Genomic DNA, 19,421 nt, shown 5'->3' with positions numbered 1-19,421 from the left:
TGAGTGTCTCTCCGCTCGGAAAGCCTCGCCGCCCGGAAGCCAGCATCGGAATATTTTAGCTGCATGCAAAGCGCATGCGCGCACGATCAACGAATTGGACTGACGCCGATGACCACCACCGACAGCACTGAAAAGCAGCCTTTCAATCTTTCGCGCTGGGCCATCGGCCATCCCTCGATCGCGCGCTTCCTGTTCGGTCTGATCATCATTGCCGGCGCGCTCGGCCTGATGCGCATGGGCCAGAAGGAAGACCCCGATTTCACTTTCCGCGTCATGGTCGTCCAGGCGATCTGGCCGGGCTCCTCGATCCAGGAGATGGAAGACCAGGTCGTCAACAAGATCGAGCGCAAGCTGCAGGAAACGCCGCACCTCGACTTCGTCCGTTCCTACACCCGCGCCGGCAGCGCCATCATCACCGTCCAGATCAAGGGCGACACCAATGCAGAGGAGGTGAAGGACGCCTTCTACCAGGTGCGCAAGAAGGTTGGCGACATCTCCGGCGACCTGCCGCAAGGCCTGCTCGGGCCCTATTTCAACGACGAGTTCGGCGACACCTTCATCACCCTGCACTCGATCGGCGGCGATGGCTACAGCTATCCGGAGCTGAAGAAATTCGCCACCCAGGCTCGCGACATGCTGCTGACGACGCCGGGCGTCGAGAAGGCCGTCATCATCGGCGACCAGCCGGAGAAGCTTTATATCGACGTCTCGTCCAAGGCCTTGGCCGAACGCGGCCTGACGCTGACCGACCTGCAGAACGCCATCAAGGGCCAGAACAATGTCGATCCGGCGGGCTCCGTCGACACCGGCCTGCGCTCGGTGCGCATCTCGGTCGAAGGCGATGTCACCAGGGCTGCCGACATCAGGGAATTGCGCCTGCGCGCCGGTGGTCAGGTGACACGTCTTGGCGATATTGCCACCGTGAGTTCCGGTCTCGAAGATCCCTATCAGCGCAAGTACCGCTTCAACGGCCACGAAAGCGTCCAGGTCGGCGTCGTCATGGCCAAGGGTTTCAACGTCAGGGACGTCGGCACGGATGTCGAGGCGACCTACAAGCGCTTCGAGGAAGCGCTGCCCTACGGCGTTGCGGTTGACCAGATCTCCAACCAGCCCGAGGTTGTCAAGGACGCCGTCAACGAGTTCATGGAGGCGCTCGGCGAGGCGCTGCTGATCGTGCTTGCTGTCTCGCTGCTGTCGATCGGCTGGCGTTCCGGCCTGGTCATCGCCATCGCCATTCCGCTGGTGCTGGCCGCCACCTTCGCCATCATGTACGAGCTCGGCATCGATCTGCAGCGCATTTCGCTCGGCGCCCTGATCATCGCGCTCGGGCTGTTGGTCGACGACGCCATGATCGTCGTCGAGATGATGGAGCGCAAGCTGGAGGAGGGGCTGGTCAAGATCGAGGCGGCGAGCTTCGCCTATTCCTCGACCGCCTTCCCGATGCTGAGCGGCACGCTGATCACCATCGCCGGCTTCATCCCGGTCGGCTTCGCCGCCTCGACCGCAGGCGAATATGTGCGCACGCTGTTCTATGTCGTCGGCATCGCGCTCGTCGTGTCGTGGTTCGTCGCCGTCTATTTCACGCCGTGGCTGGGCTACATGATCCTCAAGCAGCGCAAGCATGCCGGCAACCATCATGACGCCTTCGACACCGGCTTCTACCGGCGGCTGCGCGCCACGGTCGGCTGGGCGGTGCGCCACCGCATCATCGTTCTGGTGATGACGCTGGTCACCTTCGCCACCAGCCTGTGGGCGTTCCAGTTCATCCCACAAAACTTCTTCCCGCAATCCTCGCGGCCGGAAATCCTCGTCGATCTCTGGTTGCCTGAGGGAACCTCGATCAAGGAGGTCGAGACGCAGGCCAAGGCGCTGGAAGCCCGGATGATGGACGACAAGGACAAGCGCTTCATCGCCACCTATATCGGCGAAGGCGCGCCGCGCTTCTTCCTGCCGCTCGACCAGCAATTGCGCAATCCGAACTATGCGCAGCTTCTGGTGATGGCCAATGACGAGCCGGCACGTGAGCGGCTGATCCTCAAGCTGCGCTCAGTCCTGGCGCAGGATTTCCCCTCGATCCGTTCCAAGGTCGACCGTCTGTTCCTCGGCCCGCCGACCGGCTGGCCGGTGCAGATGCGCATCATGGGTCCGGACCGCCAGGAGGTGCGCCGCATCGCCGACCAGGTGAAGGCGAAATTCGCCGAAAATCCGCTGCTCGGCGCCGTCCATGACGACTGGCTGGAGCCGGTACCGGCGATGAAGCTGGTCATCGACCAGGACCGCGCCCGTGCGCTTGGCGTCACCTCGCAACGCATCCGCCAGATGCTGCAGGCAGCGATGTCCGGCGCGCCGCTCGATGACTTCCGTGATGGCGAGGAGACGGTTTCCATCGTCGCCCGCGAACCGGACGCCAGCCGCAGCCTGCTGTCCTCGGTCGACTCGGTCTATATCCCGACCGATTTCGGCGGCTTCGTGCCGCTGTCGCAGGTGGCCAAGGTGGTGCCGGTGCTCGAGCAGGGCGTCGAATGGCGGCGCGACCGCCTGCCGACCATCTCGGTGCGCGCCACGCTGCCGGATGGCGTGCAGTCGAACGATGTCGTCACCAAGCTCTACAATGACATGCAGGGCATGCGCGCCGGCCTGGCGCCCGGCTACAAGATCGAGATCCAGGGCGGTGCGGAAGATTCCGCCGAAAGCCAGGCCTCGATTGCCGCCAAGGCGCCGATCATGCTGGCCGTCATCGTCGTGCTCCTGATGATCCAGCTGCAGCATTTCGGCAAGGCGATGCTCGTGCTGGCCACCGGTCCGCTCGGCATCATCGGTGCGGCGGCGGCTCTGTTGATCAGCGGCGCGCCGTTCGGCTTCGTCGCCATCCTCGGTGTCATCGCGCTGCTCGGCATCATCATGCGCAACTCGATCATCCTGGTCGACCAGATCGATCAGGACATCGCCAGGGGGATGGACCGATCGGAGGCCATCATCGGCTCGGCCGTGCGCCGTTTCCGGCCGATCGTGCTGACGGCGATGACGGCGGTGCTGGCGCTGATCCCGATCTCGCGTGCGGTGTTCTGGGGACCGCTCGCCTACGCCATGATGGGCGGCATCCTCGTCGCCACCGTACTCACCATCCTGGTGCTGCCGGCAGGCTACGCGCTGTTCTTCGGCCGCGAGCCGAAGAAAGGCAGGAAGCCGGCTGATGAGGCGGTGCAGGACAATGACAGGCCGCCACTCGCGCTGGCCGCCGAGTAGGCGCTGCCGGCGCACAGGATGCACCTTGGAAAAGGCTGGAACGCCGTACGCTTGACGTGCGGCGTTCTGGCTTTCTCCTTGCCGGTGGCACCGAGCACCCAGGCAAGTATCTCAACACCAGGCGGGTTCATCAAAATAGGTTGAACGGCCACCTGTATGAAAATGCTTCGCGGCGCCGGTTTTGCAAAACAGAATTCCTTTCCTGGACGGCAAAGCCGTCCGATCCTGCTTACATATCGGAGCGGCAACGCTCATTCGCATCAGGTGATCATCCCATGGCAGACAACAAGCAATTGCGGCTCGGCGCCTTCATGCGTCCGGTCAGTCTTCACACCGGGGCCTGGCGCTATCCCGGCTCATATCCCGATGCCAACTTCAACTTCGCCCATCTGAAGCGCTTCGCGCAGACGCTTGAGGCGGCGAAGTTCGACGCCTTCTTCATGGCCGACCATCTGGCCGTTCTCAACATGCCGATCGAGGCGCTACGGCGCAGCCACACGGTGACCTCGTTCGAGCCGTTCACGCTGCTGTCGGCGCTCGCCGCCGTCACTGATCATATCGGCCTTGTCGCCACCGCATCGACAACCTTCGACGCGCCCTATCACATTGCCCGCCGCTTCGCCTCGCTCGACCATATCAGCGGCGGCCGCGCCGGCTGGAACATCGTCACCACATCCAATCCCGACGCCGCGCTGAACTTCGGCCTCGACGAGCATGTCGAGCACGACGAGCGCTATCACAATGCGCGGGAATTCTACGATGTGGTGACCGGCCTCTGGGACAGCTTTGCCGACGACGCCTTCATCCGCGACCCCGAGAGCGGGCTCTATTTCGATCCCGCGAGGCTGCATGTGCTCGACCATAAGGGTGAGCATCTCTCGGTGCGCGGCCCGCTCAACATTGCGCGCCCCGTGCAGGGCTGGCCGGTCATCGTCCAGGCCGGCGCGTCTGAGGCCGGGCGGCAGCTGGCAGCCGAAACGGCGGAGGTGATCTTCGCCGCCCACTCCGATCTCGCAGCCGGACAGCGCTTCTTCGCCGATGTCAAAGGCAGGGCCGAGAAGCTTGGCCGTTCGCGCGACGACATCAAGATCCTGCCCGGCGCCTTCGTCATCGTCGGCGACAGTGTCGAGGAAGCACAGGCCAAACGCGCCAAGCTCGACAGCCTGGTCTATTACGAGAGCGGCATTGCCTCGCTATCGATCGCGCTGGGGCACGACGCATCCGGCTTTGATCCCGACGCGCCCTTGCCCGAAATCCCCGAAACCAATGCCTCGAAGAGCGGCCGCGAGCGCGTCATCGAGCTGGCGCGCCGGGAGAATTTGACCGTCCGCCAGCTGGCGCAGCGGCTCGGCGGCTATTCCGGCCTTGCCTTCGTCGGCACGCCTAAAACCATCGCCGACGCGATGGAGGAATGGTTGCTTGCCGAGGGGTCAGACGGCTTCAACGTCATGTTCCCCTATCTGCCTGCCGGGCTCGACGACTTCGCCGAGAAGGTGGTGCCCGAGCTGCAGCGGCGAAAGCTCTTCCGGCGCGAGTATGAGGGCACCACCTTGCGCGAGAATCTCGGCCTGAAGCGTCCGCCGAACCGGTTCTTCAAAGGCTCCGAAGGGGCCATTCGCAAGGCCGGCTGACGTCCTGCCATAAAAAGAAACAGGCGCGCCGAAGCGCGCCCATTCTTTTCAAGCCATCACTTTCAGATGACGAAGTACCAGTTGGCGAGCAGCATCACCACCAGGCCGGCGACCAGCGTCAGGTAGGGCAGCATGCCTGCCTTTTTGACCGAGAGGTCTGCGCCCGTCATGCCGAGGTCGGCCAGCATGTGGTCGGGGAACTTGCCCTTGTCTTGGACGTAGTGCCGGTAGCAGAACACCGGGATGATCAAGGCGGCTGTGATCAGGCCGGCCCAGAGCGCCATCGGGTTCCACACCTTGGCGCCGGCGCCCATGAAGATGGCGTTTACATAGGCGAAGATGGCGCCGAGGCCGAGCAGCCAGCTCGGCGCCTTCCAAGGCCGGTTGATGTGGCCGTTGTCGATGCGGTGGATCCAGCCGGCATTGAGGTTGAGGAAGTTGAAGATGATGTAGCCGCAGTTCGACACGGCGAGGATGAAGAAGAAGCTCGTCGCGTCGGCCGAGGCGATGGCCAGCACGATCAGGTTGAAGACGAGATCGGTCCACATGGCGCGCGTCGGCGCGCCATGCTCGTTGACGTGGCTGAGATAGCGCGGCAGCCAGCCATCGACCGAGCCCTGGTAGAGCGTGCGCGACGAGCCGGCCATTGCCGTCATGATGCACAGCACCAGCGCCAGGATCATCAGCATCACCAAGAGGCTGTGGATCAATGCGCCACCCCCGACCATGCCGGCCAGTGCATCGGCGACACCCGAGCCGTCGACGATCGGCGTCGCCAGCATGCCGTTGAGGCCCAGCACGCCCTGGAAGGTGAAGGGCACCAGGATGAACAGAAGCATGCAGAGCAGGCCGGAATAGAAAATCGCCTTGAACGTGTCGGTCCCCGGGTTCTTGAACTCCGATGTGTAGCAGACGGCGGTCTCAAAACCATAGGTCGACCATGCGGCGATGAACATGCCGCCCAGCACCAGCGTCCAGCCGGCAATGTTCCACGAGCCGGGCTCCGGCGCGTAAGCCGCCGCCAGCGGCACCAGCGGCGAAAAGTTCGCCCAGTTGATCTGGCCGGTGACGATCGGCACGACACCGACGATCAGCATCGGGATGATGACCAGGAGGCCGATATACTTCTGCACATTGGCGGTGCCGAGAATGCCGCGATGCTGGATCGAGAAGATGATCAGCATCAGCACCGCGCCGATGAAGAAAGTGGCATTGAGGGTGAAGGAGACAGGACCTAGCGTGTGGCTGAACAGCGTCCAGTTGCGGATCGCCGGCGTGGCCGCCGCGGTCACCGCGGCGATGGCGTCGGCAGGCACCGTTCCGGCATGCGCCGCGATATAGGCGACGACGTCCGGCGACGCCTCGGTGAACAGCGGCACCGGCGCCAGCGCGTTGAGAATATAGGCGGCGGCGATCGAGCAGCCCAGCGACAGCACCGGCGACCAGGCGAACCAGTTGCACCACACCGACAGCGGCGCGATGAACTTGGAATAACGCAGCCAGGCGGTGGCGCCGTAGATCGAGGCGCCGCCCGACTTGTTCGGGAACAGGCCGGCGATCTCGGCATAGGTGAAGGATTGCAGGAAGCCCATGATCATGGAAGCGATCCAGATCCCGAAGGCCAGCGTTCCCGTCGTTCCGGCAATGCCGCCGATCGAAAACAGGACAAGGGCAGGAACGCCGCTCGCCACCCAGAAGGCGCCGCGCCAGTCGATGTTGCGGAGCAGCTTGCCTTCAGCGGGCTGCTCCAGGGCAGTGGTAATCGTGCTCATCTGTCTGAATTCCCCATTTTGTGTTCCCGGCCGGTGATGCCTCGGCTTCGCGAAGCTTGTTCCCCGGTACATGACCGCACGACTCCAGTGTTTCCACTCAGTCGTATTTTTTTCTTAACAGTGAAGATTGATCCGGCGCGCTTTCACGTCAAGTGATTTGTGGCGTCGTGCACATCACGGTTGCGAAACGCTCGCTTTGTCCTTCTCCCCTTGTGGGGTGAGAAGCGGTCCGCGGTAGCGGACGGAAAGCCAATTGCTTTCGAGCTTCGAACGCCCTGAGCCTGCGAAGGGCCGGGGGTGCAACCCTCAGGATCGCGGCCTGGTCTTTTGCGGATCGTAGTGAGCGAAGGCCACCACCCGCGCCGGCAGCCGCTTGGCATGACCGTCGAGCTTGCCGATCTCCACCTCTGTGCCGATTGCCGCGTGGGTGACGTCAAGCCTCGCCAGAGCGATGTTTTTGTTCAGCACCGGCGAGCGCATGCCCGAGGTGACGACACCGATCTGGGCGCGGCCGATATGGACGCAATCCCCATGGCCGACGGCGACATTGCTGTCGATGTCGAGGCCAACGAGCTTGTGCTGCGGATGTTCCTTGCGCCTTATCAGAGCCTCGCGGCCGATGAAATCGTCGGTCTTGGCCTTCAACGGTACGGTGAAGCCAATGCCCGCCTCGAACGGGTCGGTCTGGTCGGAGAATTCGTAACCGGCGAAGATCAGCCCGGCTTCGATGCGCACCATGTCGAGTGCCTGCAGGCCCATCGGCTTCAGCCCGTGCGGCTGGCCGGCCTCCCAGATGGCATCGAACACTTTTTCGGCGTCGCGTGGGTGGCACCAGATTTCGTAGCCGAGCTCGCCGGTATAACCGGTGCGCGACACCACGACCGGAATGCCATTGCCGCCGCCGATGCGCGCGACAGCGAAGCGGAACCATTCGAGTTCGTCGATCGACGGTTGCAGCGGCGAGGTCCAGACCACCTCTCGCAAAATGTCACGGCTCTTCGGCCCTTGGACAGCGACATTGTGCATCTGGTCGGTGGACGAGCGCACCAGCACGTTGAGGCCAAGCTTCTTTGCCGTCTCGCGCAGCCATTCGCCGGACAGGTCATCGCCGCCGACCCAGCGGAAATTGTCCTTGCCGAGCCGCAGCAGCGTGCCGTCGTCGATCATGCCGCCATGCTCGTAGCACATGGCGGAATAGACGACCTGGCCGACGCCGAGCTTCTTGACGTCGCGGGTCAGCGTGTATTGCAGCAGCGCTTCGGAATCGGGACCGGTGACCTCGAACTTGCGCAGCGGCGACAGGTCCATGATCACCGCGTCCTGCCGGCAGGCCCAGTACTCGGCGATCGGCCCCTCTTTGGCGAAAGAATTGGCCAGCCAATAACCCCGGTATTCCACGAAGTTGCGGGTGTGCTTGGCGAAGCTTGAATGGAAGGCGGTCTCGCGGGTCATTTTCGGTTCCGAATCGGGCGTCATGCGTCTGGCGATCGCTCGCGAGAATTTGTGCTGGCCGGAATAGGTTCGCACATGGATGTCGGTCGGGTTCCAGCCATTGGCCGGTGTCGTGTCGTCGGGACAGGCGGAGGAGACGCAGACGATGTCGGTGAGCGCCCTGAGCAGGACATAGTCGCCGGCGCGCGACCACGGCTCATCCGACACCATGACGCCATGGGCGTCGATCGCCGTGTTGAAGAAGAAGTTGATCGCCATCCAGCCGGCACGTGGGGTGACACCCTTGTCGGCCAGCGCGCGGTTGAAATTCTCCGAGCAGTTGGTGTGGCCGGGATAGCCGATGTCGTCGTAATATTTGGCGGCACACGCCAGCGCGAACGCGTCATGCCGGCCGCATGTGTCCTGGATAACCTCGACCAACGGCTCCATGTCCTGGTCGTAATATTTCGAGTGAAGGCCGGGCATCGGGTAGCTCGACCCCATCAGCGTGCGCGTCGTCGTTACGTCGAGCGGATGGTCCAGCCCCTTGTCCAGCTTGCGCGCCGAGAAGCACTGGAAATCGGTGCACTGGCGGCCGTCGACATCGATGATCTGCAGGTAGTCGCCCGCCTTGACGAAATAGGATTCGGCCGTCGCCGAATGGACGCGCAGGTCTAGCACCGGATCGGCGAGCGGATCGGCAAGCTCCGACTTCGTTTTCAGCCGGATGGTGTTGCGCCGCACGAGGACGGTGAGCGGCGTTGCCGTATCATGGCCGTCGACGAGCATCGGCCCGCCGGGTGCGGCAATCAGCATCGCGCCGTCGCGCGTGACCGTGAATGCCTGCTCGGTGCCGGCAGGCGTTGCGCCACCGAACACACGCACCGCCTTGGGCTCGTCGAGCTGCACCTGGCGGCGCTCAAGGCCACGACGGACGGAAGCCAGGCTGTCATCGCCCTCGGCCAGAAGCGCCTTGATCCCGGCGGCATTGCTGTTGGACTTTTCGCCGAGGATGGAAGGATCCGTGGCGCCGGTCCTGTCCCAGGCCAGCAACTCGCAAGCCTGCCCGCCCTCGACATTGCGCACGGTGAACGTATCGCCGGCCTCGACCTCGATCAGCACCGCGCCATTCCCCAGGATAGTATGGCGCTCCATGCCCGGCGGCAGCGCGATCTGGCCGGGCCTCAGGATGAGGCTCGGCCGCGGCGGCCCGGCTGTCACTGAAGGGTAGGGCGACTGGCTCATCTCAGCCTTGCGGTTACAGAAACAAGTTTGCCTGTGTGTAAAATTATTTTAGCAGCAAGAATAGCAGCGCGGTTGGGTTTGGCAAGGTGGAGGTGGCGTTCTCGACGCGGTCGCTGCAGTTTAGACCCTTCCAATCAAACCCATCTTCCGAACGCCAGCGCCGCCCCTCATCTGGCTGCCGCCATCTTCTCCCCGTAAACGGGCGAAGCTGTCGTCGCCGGCTTCGCCAATCGCCAACGTTGCAGGATGAGCGCCGAGGCTGCGGCCAGCTTCTTTCTCCCCGTCACTATACGGGGAGAAATGCCCGGCAGGGCGGCGCCAACACCTGAAACTATCGAGCTAAAGCTCCTCGGAATGCCCGATAGCCACACCATACTCCGCAGCCGAATCCAACATCGTGTGCCACAGACTTTCGGCAAACGTCGCAAACACCAGGAGGTTGAACACCGCCTGCCCATCCGCCTTGTCACCACCACGCCAGAGCGTGACGCTGGTGTGATCCATCGAGGTCGCGGCAGCAGCGCCAACCGGAAACGCATCGGGATGCAAATCAATCGACGACAGTTTCGCCAGCATGGCGCGCGCCTTGGGGCCGCAGATGCTGATCAGCACGCGTGCATGCGATTGGTCGGATAGCGAAGCGGAAGATGCAAAGGTCTGAGCGAGCACCTCAGTCCTGCCACCCTTCGACAGGACAAAAAACTGATCCGGTCCCGACCAGATCAGCGTCGCATCCGCGGTGCCAACCGCCTTCGGCGTTTCCGGAGCCGCGACGCCGAAACGAGCGTTCGCGGCCTCGGCCAAATCACCCGCCTTGCCGCGCCGTGCCATCACCTGGACGAGGTCGAAATTGCGGATCTCGGTCAGCGACACACCGGCATCGCCTTGCACGCCGTAAGCGCCAGGAGCGAGCGCGCGCTCGAGCGGGCTACGAACATCCCAGGAAAAATCAGCCACGCTGGCGCCCTCCATCGGGATCGTAGAAGACGGGATTGCAGAGTTCGACATCATAGTCTTCACCGCGCAGCGGATCATGCGCGTGGACGATCTCGCCGATGCGTTCGCGGCCGCGCTCGACAAGGCCGAGACCGATCCACTGGTCGAGCGTCGGCGAGAAGCAGACCGAGGTGACGTAGCCTTGGTCGTTATCAGGCCCGGGCGTCTGGCCCTTCGGGATGATGTGCGCGCCGGAGCGCAGGCGGCGCGCCTTGTCGATCGGCTTGATGCCGACCACGACCTGCCGGTCCGGCGCCACCAGCGCCTCGCGGCCGGCCATGACGCGACCGATGAAATCCTTCTTGGTCGACATCATCTTGCCGAGGCCGAGATCGGCGGCGGTCGTCATGCCGCTCAGTTCCGGTTCGGCGACATGGCCCTTTTCAACGCGCATGACGCCGAGGGCTTCTGTGCCATACGGCGTCACGCCGAACGGTTTTCCCGCCAGCATCAAATTGCGTGCCATCGCTTCACCGTAACGCGCCGGCACCGAAATCTCGAACGCCATCTCGCCGGAGAAGGAGATGCGGAACAGCCGCGCCTTGATGCCGCCGCGCAAAGCGACTTCGCGCACGCCCATGAAGGGAAAACCTTCGTTCGAAAGGTCCTCGGCAGGGTCGACGATTTCCTTCAACAGGTCTCGCGTCCTTGGCCCGGCAATCGAGAACTGCGCCCACTGGTCGGAGACCGAGGTCAGTTGCACGTCGAGTTCGGGGAATAGCACCTGCCGGCAGAATTCGAGATGCTGCATCACCAGCCCGGCCTTCGCCGTGGTCGTGGTGAGGAAATAATGGTCCTCGGCCAGCCGCGAGGTCGTGCCGTCATCATAGACGAGGCCGTCCTCGCGCAGCATCAGCCCGTAGCGGGCTTTTCCCACGGCAAGGTTTGAGAAGGTGTTGATGTAGACGCGGTCGAGGAAGGCGCCGGCATCGGGGCCGTGCACATCGATCTTGCCCAGCGTCGAGACATCGCAGAAGCCGACGCCCGAGCGCACCGCCTTGACCTCGCGGGTGACCGATTCCAGCCAGTCCTTCTCGCCCGCGCGCGGATACCATTGCGCGCGCTTCCACAGGCCGGTGTCGACAAAGATCGCGCCTTGTTCGGCCGCCCAGTGATGCGACGGCGTCAGCCGCGTCGCATGGAAATTTTCGTCGCGATGGTGGCCGGCAAAGGCGCCGATGGCGACCGGCACGTACGGCGGGCGATAGATGGTCGTGCCGGTCTCGGGAATGGATTTGCCCGACACCGCCGCCATGATGGCGAGGCCGGCGACATTGGACGTCTTGCCCTGGTCGGTCGCCATGCCGAGCGTGGTGTAGCGCTTCAGATGCTCGACCGATTCAAAACCCTCGCGCTGCGCCAGCTCGATGTCGGACGCGGTGACGTCATGCTGCTGGTCTACAAAGGCCTTGCCTTTGCCGGCGACGTGCCAGAGCGGGGTCAGTGAGAAGGACTCGTCGCCGGCAACAGCTGCAGAGCCCGGATTGCCATTGCGTCCCGCGTCCCGCGCCGCTGCGGCGCCGGCCTCGAAACCTGCGCGCAGGCAGGCGCCTAGCCCGAAGTCGCCGTTAGCCGCACCTGCGGCGACCATACCGGGCGGCGCGCCGTCCGGCACGAAGGCGGCGATGTCGTCTCGCCATTTCGGCCGGCCGCGATGGTAAGAGGTGAGCCCGACCGCCGGATTCCAGCCGCCGGAAACGGCAAGCCCGTCGGCCTCGACCTCGGCGCGCGCGCCGCCGGTCAGCGACACCGCTATTTTTCTTACGCCGTCCTTGCCGCCGTCGACGCCGCTGACCGAACCATGCAGCACGGTGAAGCCGTTCCTGGAGGCGAGGGAACGATGGGCAGGCGAGACGTCAGTCCGCGCATCGATCACCGCCGCGACCTGCAGTCCGGCTGTGAGCGCGGTCTCGACCGTGCGCCAGCCATCCTCATTGTTGGTGAACAGCGCAACACGCTTTGCCGGCGTCGCGGCATAACGCGCGACATAGGTCCGCATCGCCGACGCCATCATCACGCCGGGCGTATCGTTGCCGGCAAAGACGATGGGACGCTCGATCGCGCCTGCAGCCACAACACAGCGCTTGGCCACGATGCGCCACAGCCGCTGTCGCACCTGATGCTCGGGCGGAACCGGCAGATGATCGTTGACGCGTTCGATCGCGCCATAGGTGCCGCCGTCATAGACGCCGAACAGCGTCGTGCGCGTCATGATGCGAACGTCAGGCATTGAGCTGAGTTCGGCCAGTGTGCGCGACAGCCACTCCGCGGCCGGCAGACCGTCGATCGTGCCGCCATCCGACAACAGACGGCCGCCGGGCGCAAAATCTTCTTCGCACAGGATGACGCGCGCACCGCTGCGGCCTGCAGCGAGTGCGGCGGCGAGACCGGCCGGACCGGAGCCGGCGATCACCACATCGCAATGCGCCCAGGCCTTGTCGTAGTGATCCGGATCGGGGGTGACCGCCGCGCGACCCAGACCCGCGGCGCGTCGGATCGCCGGCTCGTAGACCATTTCCCAGAATTTTGCCGGCCACATGAAGGTCTTGTAGTAGAAGCCGGCGACGAAGATCGGTGCGAACAGCTGGTTCACCGACATCACATCGTGGCGCAGCGAGGGCCAGCGGTTCTGGCTTGCCGCTTCGAGGCCTTCATACAGTTCGGCCGTCGTGGCCTTGGTGTTGGCCTCGCGCCGTGCGCCGGTGCGCAGTTCGACCAGCGCGTTGGGTTCTTCCGAGCCCGCAGTCAGAATGCCGCGCGGACGATGGTATTTGAACGAGCGGCCGACCAGCTTGACGCCATTGGCGACCAGCGCCGACGCCAGCGTGTCGCCCTGGAAGCCGGAAAATGTCATGCCGTCGAAGCGGAAGGTGAGGGGGGTGGAACGGTCGATGAGACCGCCGGATGTGAGACGATGGGATTGGCTGGAACTCACGATGGCCGGCCTCTCATCGATCCAATGCCAGGCGGGACCGTCGCGCTCTTCACCCTCCCCCTTGTGGGGAGGGTCGCTGCGCAGCAGCGGGGTGGGGGTGCGGCACCGACCCCCACCCGGACCTGCGGTCCGACCTCCCCACAAGGGGGAGGTAGGGGGCTGGCGCTTTTCGCGACGGCTACGATTTCGACAGGATAGCTCATTTCGCCACCTGCCTCGCACCAGCCCCCGCCGCCGGTTCCACCGCCGAGATCTCGTGCGTCAGCGTGTTGCGGGTGACCTTCAGCCAGGCCCGGCAGCCACCGCCGTGATACCAGTTCTCAGCCATCACGCCGGCGACATTGTCGCGCAGATAGACGTAGTCGTAGACAGCATCCTCGCCGGCACCCGCCGCCGGCCGTACAGGCTTGGCATCGCCGAGATAGCTGAACTCGCCGAGTTCGCGTTCGCCGCAGAAAGGACAGGTGATACGCATCTTGTTCCGGCCGCCTCAATGCAGGTTCGGTTGGGCGCCTTGGCCCTTTTCGTCGATCATGGCGCCGCGCTGGAAGCGGTCGAGCCGAAACAGCGCCGCCTCCTTGTGCGTTTCGTCACGCGCCAGAAGATGGGCAAAGACGAAGCCCGATCCCGGCGTCGCCTTGAAGCCGCCATAGCACCAGCCGGCATTGAGGTAGAGCCCGTCGACCGGCGTCTTGTCGATGATCGGCGAGCCATCCATCGACATGTCCATGATGCCGCCCCACTGGCGCAGAAGCCGCACGCGGCCGATCATCGGGATCAGCGCCATGCCGCCCTCGCAGACATCTTCCATGACAGGCAGATTGCCGCGCTGGGCGTAGGAATTATAGCCGTCGATGTCGCCGCCGAAGACCAGCCCGCCCTTGTCGGACTGGCTGACATAGAAATGCCCGGCGCCGAAGGTCATGACGCCAGGAATGAGCGGCTTGATCGCCTCCGAGACGAAAGCTTGCAGCACATGGCTTTCGATCGGCAGGCGCATGCCCGCCATCGCTGCGACACGCGACGATGACCCGGCGACTGCCATGCCGACCTTGCCGGCGCCGATCTTGCCGCGCGACGTCTCGACGCCAGTCACCTTGCCGTTGCCGTCCCGGACAAAGCCGGTGACCTCGCAGTTCTGGATGATGTCGACGCCGAGTTCGCTCGCCGCATGGGCATAGCCCCAGACCACCGCGTCATGCCGCGCGGTGCCGCCGCGGCGCTGCAGGAGGCCGCCCTGCACGGGAAAGCGCGCATGGTCGAAATTCAGGAACGGCAGCATCTTCTTCAGCGCCGCCTGGTCGAGCAGTTCGGCATCGATGCCATTGATGCGCATGGTGTTGCCGCGCCGCGCATAAGCGTCGCGCTGCGCATCGGAATGATAGAGGTTGAGGACGCCGCGCTGGCTGACCATGGCGTTATAGTTGAGGTCCTGCTCCATCCGCTCCCAAAGCTTCATCGAAAGCTCGTAGAAGCCGGTATTGCCGGGCAGGCCGTAATTGGAACGGATGATGGTGGTGTTGCGGCCGGCATTGCCGGAGCCGATCCAGCCCTTTTCCAGCACGGCGACGTTTCTGATGCCGAACTCGCTGGCGAGGAACCAGGCGGTGGCGAGCCCATGGCCGCCGCCGCCGATGATCACCACATCGTAGTGGTCCTTGGGCGCCGCATCGCGCCAGGTGCGCTGCCAATTCTTGTGGCCGGAAAGGGCAGCACGGGCGAGCGAGAAGATCGAATATTTCATCAGGTCATTCCGAGGTCGCTCGCACAGCGGGGACGATTATATGTCCAGCGTGTGGTCGCGCTCCCATTGCGTGAAGTGCGAAGCATAGGAATTCCATTCCTGGTGCTTCAGCTTTAGATAAGCCGACGAGAATTCCTCACCCAGCGCCGCCTTGAGCGATTTGTCCTTGTCGTATTCGCGAAGCGCGTCGAGCAGATTGAGCGGCAGCTTCGGCGCGCCTTTCACCGTGTGGCCGTTCTGGTACATGTCGATGTCGTAGCGCTTGCCGGGATCGGCCTTGGAGCGGATGCCGTCGAGACCGGCGGCAATGATGACGGCCTGCAGCAGATAAGGGTTTGCGGCGCCGTCCGGCAACCGCAGCTCGAAGCGGCCGGGGCCGGGCACGCGCACCATGTGGGTGCGGTTGTTTCCGGTCCAGGTCACCGTGTTCGGAGCCCAGGTGGCGCCCGAAATGGTGCGCGGCGCGTTGATGCGTTTGTAGGAGTTCACCGTCGGGTTGGTGATGGCGGCCAGCGCCGAGGCATGTTTCATGATGCCGCCGAGGAAATTCTTGCCCTTGGCCGACAGGCCGAGCTCCATCGCATTATCGGCAAAGACGTTGACCTTGCCGGCCTTGTCCCACACCGAAATATGGGCGTGGCAGCCATTGCCGGTCAGGCCCTGGAAGGGCTTCGGCATGAAGGTCGCGCGCAGGCCGTGCTTTTCCGCTACCGACTTGACCATAAACTTGAAGAACGAGTGCTTGTCGGCGGTCGCCAGCACATCGTCGAAGGCCCAGTTCATCTCGAACTGGCCGTTGGCGTCTTCATGGTCATTCTGGTAGGGGCTCCAGCCCAGCGCCAGCATGTGGTCGCAAATCTCGGCGATGACATCGTAACGGCGCATCACCGCTTGCTGGTCGTAGCAAGGCTTCGATGCGGTGTCGTATTTGTCGGAGATGACACTGCCGTCTGGCGAGATCAGGAAGAACTCGGCCTCGACGCCGGTCTTGACATGCATGCCGTCGGTGGCGGCTTCCGCGATCAGCCGGCGCAGCGTGTTGCGCGGCGCCTGCTCGACCTCCTTGTCGTCCATGATGCAGTTGGCGGCGACCCAGGCGACATCGGGCTTCCACGGCAGCTGGATCACCGAATCCGGATCCGGCACCGCCAGCATATCAGGATGCGCCGGCGTGAGGTCGAGCCAAGTGGCGAAACCGGCGAAGCCGGCGCCGTCCTTCTGCATGTCGGCGATCGCCTGCGCCGGCACCAGCTTGGCGCGCTGGCCGCCGAACAGGTCGGTGTAGGAAATCATGAAATATTTGACGCCGTTCTCTTTGGCGAATGCGGCGAGATCGTTCCCCATTATAGTTCCTCGCTTATTTTGATGTGTTTTTTAGAAGCCGTTTTTCCCCGGTATCCAGTTGGTGCCGGCCAGCGGCACGCCAGCCATGGCGGCGGCTTCGATGGTGAGGGCTACGAGATCCTCGGGCTCGAGATTGTGCAGGCTGTTCTTGCCGCAGGCACGCGCAATGGTCTGCGCCTCCAGCGTTATCACCTTGAGGTAGTTCGCCAGCCGCCGTCCGGCGGCGATCGGATCGACCCGCTTCATCAGTTCGGGGTCCTGCGTGGTGATGCCCGCGGGGTCGCGACCCTCGTGCCAGTCGTCATAGGCGCCGGCGGTGGTGCCGAGCGCATTGTATTCGGCCTCCCAGCGCGGGTCGTTGTCGCCGAGCGCGACGAGCGCTGCCGTGCCGATCGACACCGCGTCGACGCCGAGCGCCAGCGCCTTGGCGACGTCGGCGCCATTGCGGATGCCGCCCGACACGATCAGCTGCACCTTGCGGTGCATGCCGAGATCCTGCAGCGCCTGCACCGCCGGCCTGATGCAGGCAAGCGTCGGCTGGCCGACATTTTCGATGAATACTTCCTGGGTGGCCGCCGTGCCGCCCTGCATGCCGTCGACGACGACGACATCGGCGCCGGCCTTCACCGCAAGTGCTGTGTCGTAATAGGGGCGGGCGCCGCCGACCTTGACGTAGATCGGCTTTTCCCAGTCGGTGATCTCGCGCAGCTCGAGGATCTTGATCTCGAGATCGTCCGGCCCGGTCCAGTCGGGATGGCGTGAGGCCGAGCGCTGGTCGATGCCCTTCGGCAGCGTGCGCATTTCGGCGACGCGGTCGGAAATCTTTTGTCCCAACAGCATGCCGCCGCCGCCGGGCTTGGCGCCCTGGCCGACAACGACTTCGATGGCGTCGGCACGGCGCAAATCCCTGGGGTTCATGCCGTAGCGTGACGGCAGGTACTGGTAGACCAGTTGCTTGGAATGGCCGCGCTCTTCCTCGGTCATGCCGCCGTCGCCCGTGGTGGTCGACGTGCCTGAGAGCGTAGCGCCACGGCCGAGCGCTTCCTTGGCCGGGCCGGACAGCGACCCGAAGCTCATGCCGGCAACGGTGATCGGGATTTTCAGCTCGATCGGCTTCTTGGCATAGCGCGAGCCCAGCACGACCGACGTGTCGCACCGCTCGCGATAGCCTTCCAGCGGATAGCGCGAGATCGAGGCGCCGAGGAACAAAAGGTCGTCGAAATGCGGCAGCTTGCGCTTGGCCCCGGCGCCCCTGATGTCATAGATGCCGGTCGCCGCGGCGCGGCGGATTTCGGAAAGCGTGTAGTCGTCGAAGGTCGCGGATTTGCGCGGCGTCGTCGGCGGGTTCTTGTAGGTCATGCTGCCTCAATACGCGTCGGCGTTGTCGATATTGAAATTGTAGAGCGTGCGCGCCGAGCCGTAGCGCTTGAATTCCGACGGCTTGACGCCGGTGACGCCGGCGCGGTCGAGCAGTCCCTGCAGCAGTTCGATATGCTCGGGCCGCATCTCCTTGGCGATGCAGTCGGCGCCCAGGCTTTCGACCTTGCCGCGCACGAACAGCCGCGCTTCGTAGATGGAATCGCCAAGTGCGTCGCCGGCATCGCCCAGCACCACCAGATTGCCGGACTGCGCCATGAAGGCCGACATGTGGCCGATATTGCCGTGCACGACGATGTCGATGCCCTTCATCGAGATGCCGCAGCGTGAGGATGCGTTGCCCTCGATGACGAGCAGCCCGCCCTTGCCGGTGGCGCCGGCATACTGGCTGGCGTCGCCCTTGATGACGATCGAGCCCGACATCATGTTTTCGCCGACGCCAGGTCCGGCCGAGCCGTGCACGGTGATGGCAGCGCCGTCATTCATCCCGGCGCAGTAGTAGCCGACGCTGCCGCGCACATCGATGCTGACAGGCTGGTCGACGCCGACCGCAACCGAATGGCTGCCCTTCGGGTGCAGCACTTCCCACGCCGTTTCGTTGGAGCCGGGCGTCAGATTGTGAAGCGCCTGGTTGAGCTCGCGCAGCGACGACACATCAAGATCGAAGACCCGGGACGCCTGGTCTTGCGCCGCCTTCGAAAGTTTGGTTGCCGGCATGGGCTCAATGCTCCCAGAAATAGACGGTTGCGGGTTCCGGCTCCCAGACCCTCGCATTGTCTATGCCGGGCAGCTTGGTCAGCGCCCGATATTCCGAGCCAAAGGCGACATACTGGTCGGTCTCGGCCATGACGGCGGGCTTGCAGGCGATCGGATCGCGCACCACGCCGAAACCGTTCTTGGTGCCGACGACGAAGGTGAAGAAGCCGTCGAGGTCGGACAGCGTGCCTTCCAGCGCCTCGCCGAGGTTCTTGCCATGCGCCATCTGCGAGGAGAGATAGGCGGCGGCGACCTCGGTGTCGTTCTCGGTCTCGAATTTCATGCCCTCCCGCACCAGCTCACGCCGCACATTGTTGTGGTTGGACAGCGAGCCATTGTGCACCAGGCACTGGTCGGCGCCGGTCGAGAACGGATGCGCGCCCATCGTGGTGACGGCCGATTCCGTCGCCATGCGGGTATGGCCGATGCCATGCGTGCCGGTCATCGAGCGGACGTCGAAGCGGTCGACGACCGCTTCCGGCAGACCGACTTCCTTGTAGATTTCCACCGCTTCGCCGGCGCCCATGATGCGCACGTCGGGGCGGATTGACTGCAGCGCTTCGCGCGCGGCATCGACCTTGTCGGGCGCGGTTCTCAACACTGCATGGGTGGACTTCACCGCTATGCTCACCGGCGCGCCGATGGCCTTCGCGAGTTCGGCGTCGAGGCCGCGGAAATCGCGCTCGGGCTTCGCGGACTGGATGGTGATCTTGGCTTCATTCCTGGAAGGCGCGCCATAGATGGCAATGCCGGCGCTGTCGGGGCCGCGATCGCTGAGCGATATCAGCATCTGCGACAGCATCGAGCCGAGCTGCGGCTCAAGCGACTTGTCTTTCAGAAAAAGTCCGACGATTCCACACATGTCAGCCTCCCGACGTTACCACTAGACGATGATGTATCGAATGCGTCGTGCGAATTCAATCGTATGAAAAAAATATTCCTGT

General features: G+C 64.0%; 12 protein-coding genes. 2 read left to right on the top strand and 10 right to left on the bottom strand.

The window, feature by feature from the left end; all coding sequences use genetic code 11:
* Window positions 1-108 precede the first annotated feature (108 nt).
* Window positions 109-3,246, top strand: coding sequence for an efflux RND transporter permease subunit (locus ACYG9R_RS04580; RefSeq protein ID WP_023696637.1), 3,138 nt, complete (start codon window positions 109-111; stop codon window positions 3,244-3,246).
* A gap of 275 nt (window positions 3,247-3,521) precedes the next feature.
* Window positions 3,522-4,877: an LLM class flavin-dependent oxidoreductase gene (locus ACYG9R_RS04575; RefSeq protein ID WP_023823498.1), complete on the top strand. Its 1,356-nt coding sequence runs from the start codon at window positions 3,522-3,524 to the stop codon at window positions 4,875-4,877.
* A 62-nt stretch (window positions 4,878-4,939) separates the two neighbouring features.
* On the opposite strand, the gene ACYG9R_RS04570 is transcribed toward ACYG9R_RS04575, so the two are convergent.
* The 10 genes from ACYG9R_RS04570 to ACYG9R_RS04525 all read right to left on the bottom strand — a co-directional run bounded on the left by ACYG9R_RS04570 (window position 4,940) and on the right by ACYG9R_RS04525 (window position 19,339).
* Window positions 4,940-6,649, bottom strand: coding sequence for an APC family permease (locus tag ACYG9R_RS04570; RefSeq protein WP_023692164.1), 1,710 nt, complete (start codon window positions 6,647-6,649; stop codon window positions 4,940-4,942).
* Window positions 6,650-6,955: 306 nt separating this feature from the next.
* Window positions 6,956-9,325, bottom strand: coding sequence for a DUF1989 domain-containing protein (locus ACYG9R_RS04565; RefSeq protein WP_023823497.1), 2,370 nt, complete (start codon window positions 9,323-9,325; stop codon window positions 6,956-6,958).
* Between the two features lie 339 nt (window positions 9,326-9,664).
* Entirely contained in the window at window positions 9,665-10,282 is a 618-nt protein-coding gene (locus ACYG9R_RS04560) for a sarcosine oxidase subunit gamma (RefSeq protein ID WP_023823496.1), read from the bottom strand.
* Complete coding sequence (locus tag ACYG9R_RS04555) at window positions 10,275-13,256, bottom strand: sarcosine oxidase subunit alpha (RefSeq protein ID WP_023823495.1); 2,982 nt, start codon at window positions 13,254-13,256, stop codon at window positions 10,275-10,277. The genes ACYG9R_RS04560 and ACYG9R_RS04555 overlap by 8 nt, the downstream gene beginning before the upstream one ends.
* Window positions 13,257-13,455: 199 nt before the next feature.
* Window positions 13,456-13,731, bottom strand: coding sequence for a sarcosine oxidase subunit delta (locus tag ACYG9R_RS04550; protein ID WP_023704839.1), 276 nt, complete (start codon window positions 13,729-13,731; stop codon window positions 13,456-13,458).
* 15 nt (window positions 13,732-13,746) lie between these two features.
* Window positions 13,747-15,000 (bottom strand): sarcosine oxidase subunit beta family protein, encoded by a 1,254-nt coding sequence (locus ACYG9R_RS04545; protein ID WP_023668554.1) that lies wholly within the window; start codon window positions 14,998-15,000, stop codon window positions 13,747-13,749.
* 36 nt (window positions 15,001-15,036) lie between these two features.
* A complete protein-coding gene (gene glnT / locus ACYG9R_RS04540) occupies window positions 15,037-16,344 on the bottom strand; it encodes a type III glutamate--ammonia ligase (RefSeq protein ID WP_023668553.1) in 1,308 nt (435 codons plus the stop codon).
* 30 nt (window positions 16,345-16,374) lie between these two features.
* Complete coding sequence (locus ACYG9R_RS04535) at window positions 16,375-17,703, bottom strand: FMN-binding glutamate synthase family protein (RefSeq protein WP_023687061.1); 1,329 nt, start codon at window positions 17,701-17,703, stop codon at window positions 16,375-16,377.
* Between the two features lie 6 nt (window positions 17,704-17,709).
* The gene (locus ACYG9R_RS04530; protein ID WP_023668551.1) at window positions 17,710-18,438 is read right to left on the bottom strand and encodes a GltB/FmdC/FwdC-like GXGXG domain-containing protein; all 729 of its coding nucleotides are present in this window, start codon (window positions 18,436-18,438) and stop codon (window positions 17,710-17,712) included.
* 4 nt (window positions 18,439-18,442) lie between these two features.
* Window positions 18,443-19,339: a class II glutamine amidotransferase gene (locus tag ACYG9R_RS04525; protein ID WP_023668550.1), complete on the bottom strand. Its 897-nt coding sequence runs from the start codon at window positions 19,337-19,339 to the stop codon at window positions 18,443-18,445.
* Between the last annotated feature and the right edge of the window lie 82 nt (window positions 19,340-19,421).

This window comes from Mesorhizobium sp. RSR565B (assembly GCF_054719465.1).
Note: the sequence above shows the minus strand (reverse complement) of the source record. Positions and strands in the feature narration are given on the sequence as shown.

What these genes read in the sequence shown, in the direction of transcription:
- ACYG9R_RS04545 (WP_023668554.1), bottom strand. Translation starts at nt 15,000, where the DNA reads ATGAAATATTCGATCTTCTCGCTCGCCCGTGCTGCCCTTTCCGGCCAC.
- ACYG9R_RS04535 (WP_023687061.1), bottom strand. Translation starts at nt 17,703, where the DNA reads ATGACCTACAAGAACCCGCCGACGACGCCGCGCAAATCCGCGACCTTC.
- ACYG9R_RS04580 (WP_023696637.1), top strand. Translation starts at nt 109, where the DNA reads ATGACCACCACCGACAGCACTGAAAAGCAGCCTTTCAATCTTTCGCGC.
- ACYG9R_RS04550 (WP_023704839.1), bottom strand. Translation starts at nt 13,731, where the DNA reads ATGCGTATCACCTGTCCTTTCTGCGGCGAACGCGAACTCGGCGAGTTC.
- glnT (WP_023668553.1), bottom strand. Translation starts at nt 16,344, where the DNA reads ATGGGGAACGATCTCGCCGCATTCGCCAAAGAGAACGGCGTCAAATAT.
- ACYG9R_RS04525 (WP_023668550.1), bottom strand. Translation starts at nt 19,339, where the DNA reads ATGTGTGGAATCGTCGGACTTTTTCTGAAAGACAAGTCGCTTGAGCCG.
- ACYG9R_RS04530 (WP_023668551.1), bottom strand. Translation starts at nt 18,438, where the DNA reads ATGCCGGCAACCAAACTTTCGAAGGCGGCGCAAGACCAGGCGTCCCGG.
- ACYG9R_RS04570 (WP_023692164.1), bottom strand. Translation starts at nt 6,649, where the DNA reads ATGAGCACGATTACCACTGCCCTGGAGCAGCCCGCTGAAGGCAAGCTG.
- ACYG9R_RS04575 (WP_023823498.1), top strand. Translation starts at nt 3,522, where the DNA reads ATGGCAGACAACAAGCAATTGCGGCTCGGCGCCTTCATGCGTCCGGTC.
- ACYG9R_RS04565 (WP_023823497.1), bottom strand. Translation starts at nt 9,325, where the DNA reads ATGAGCCAGTCGCCCTACCCTTCAGTGACAGCCGGGCCGCCGCGGCCG.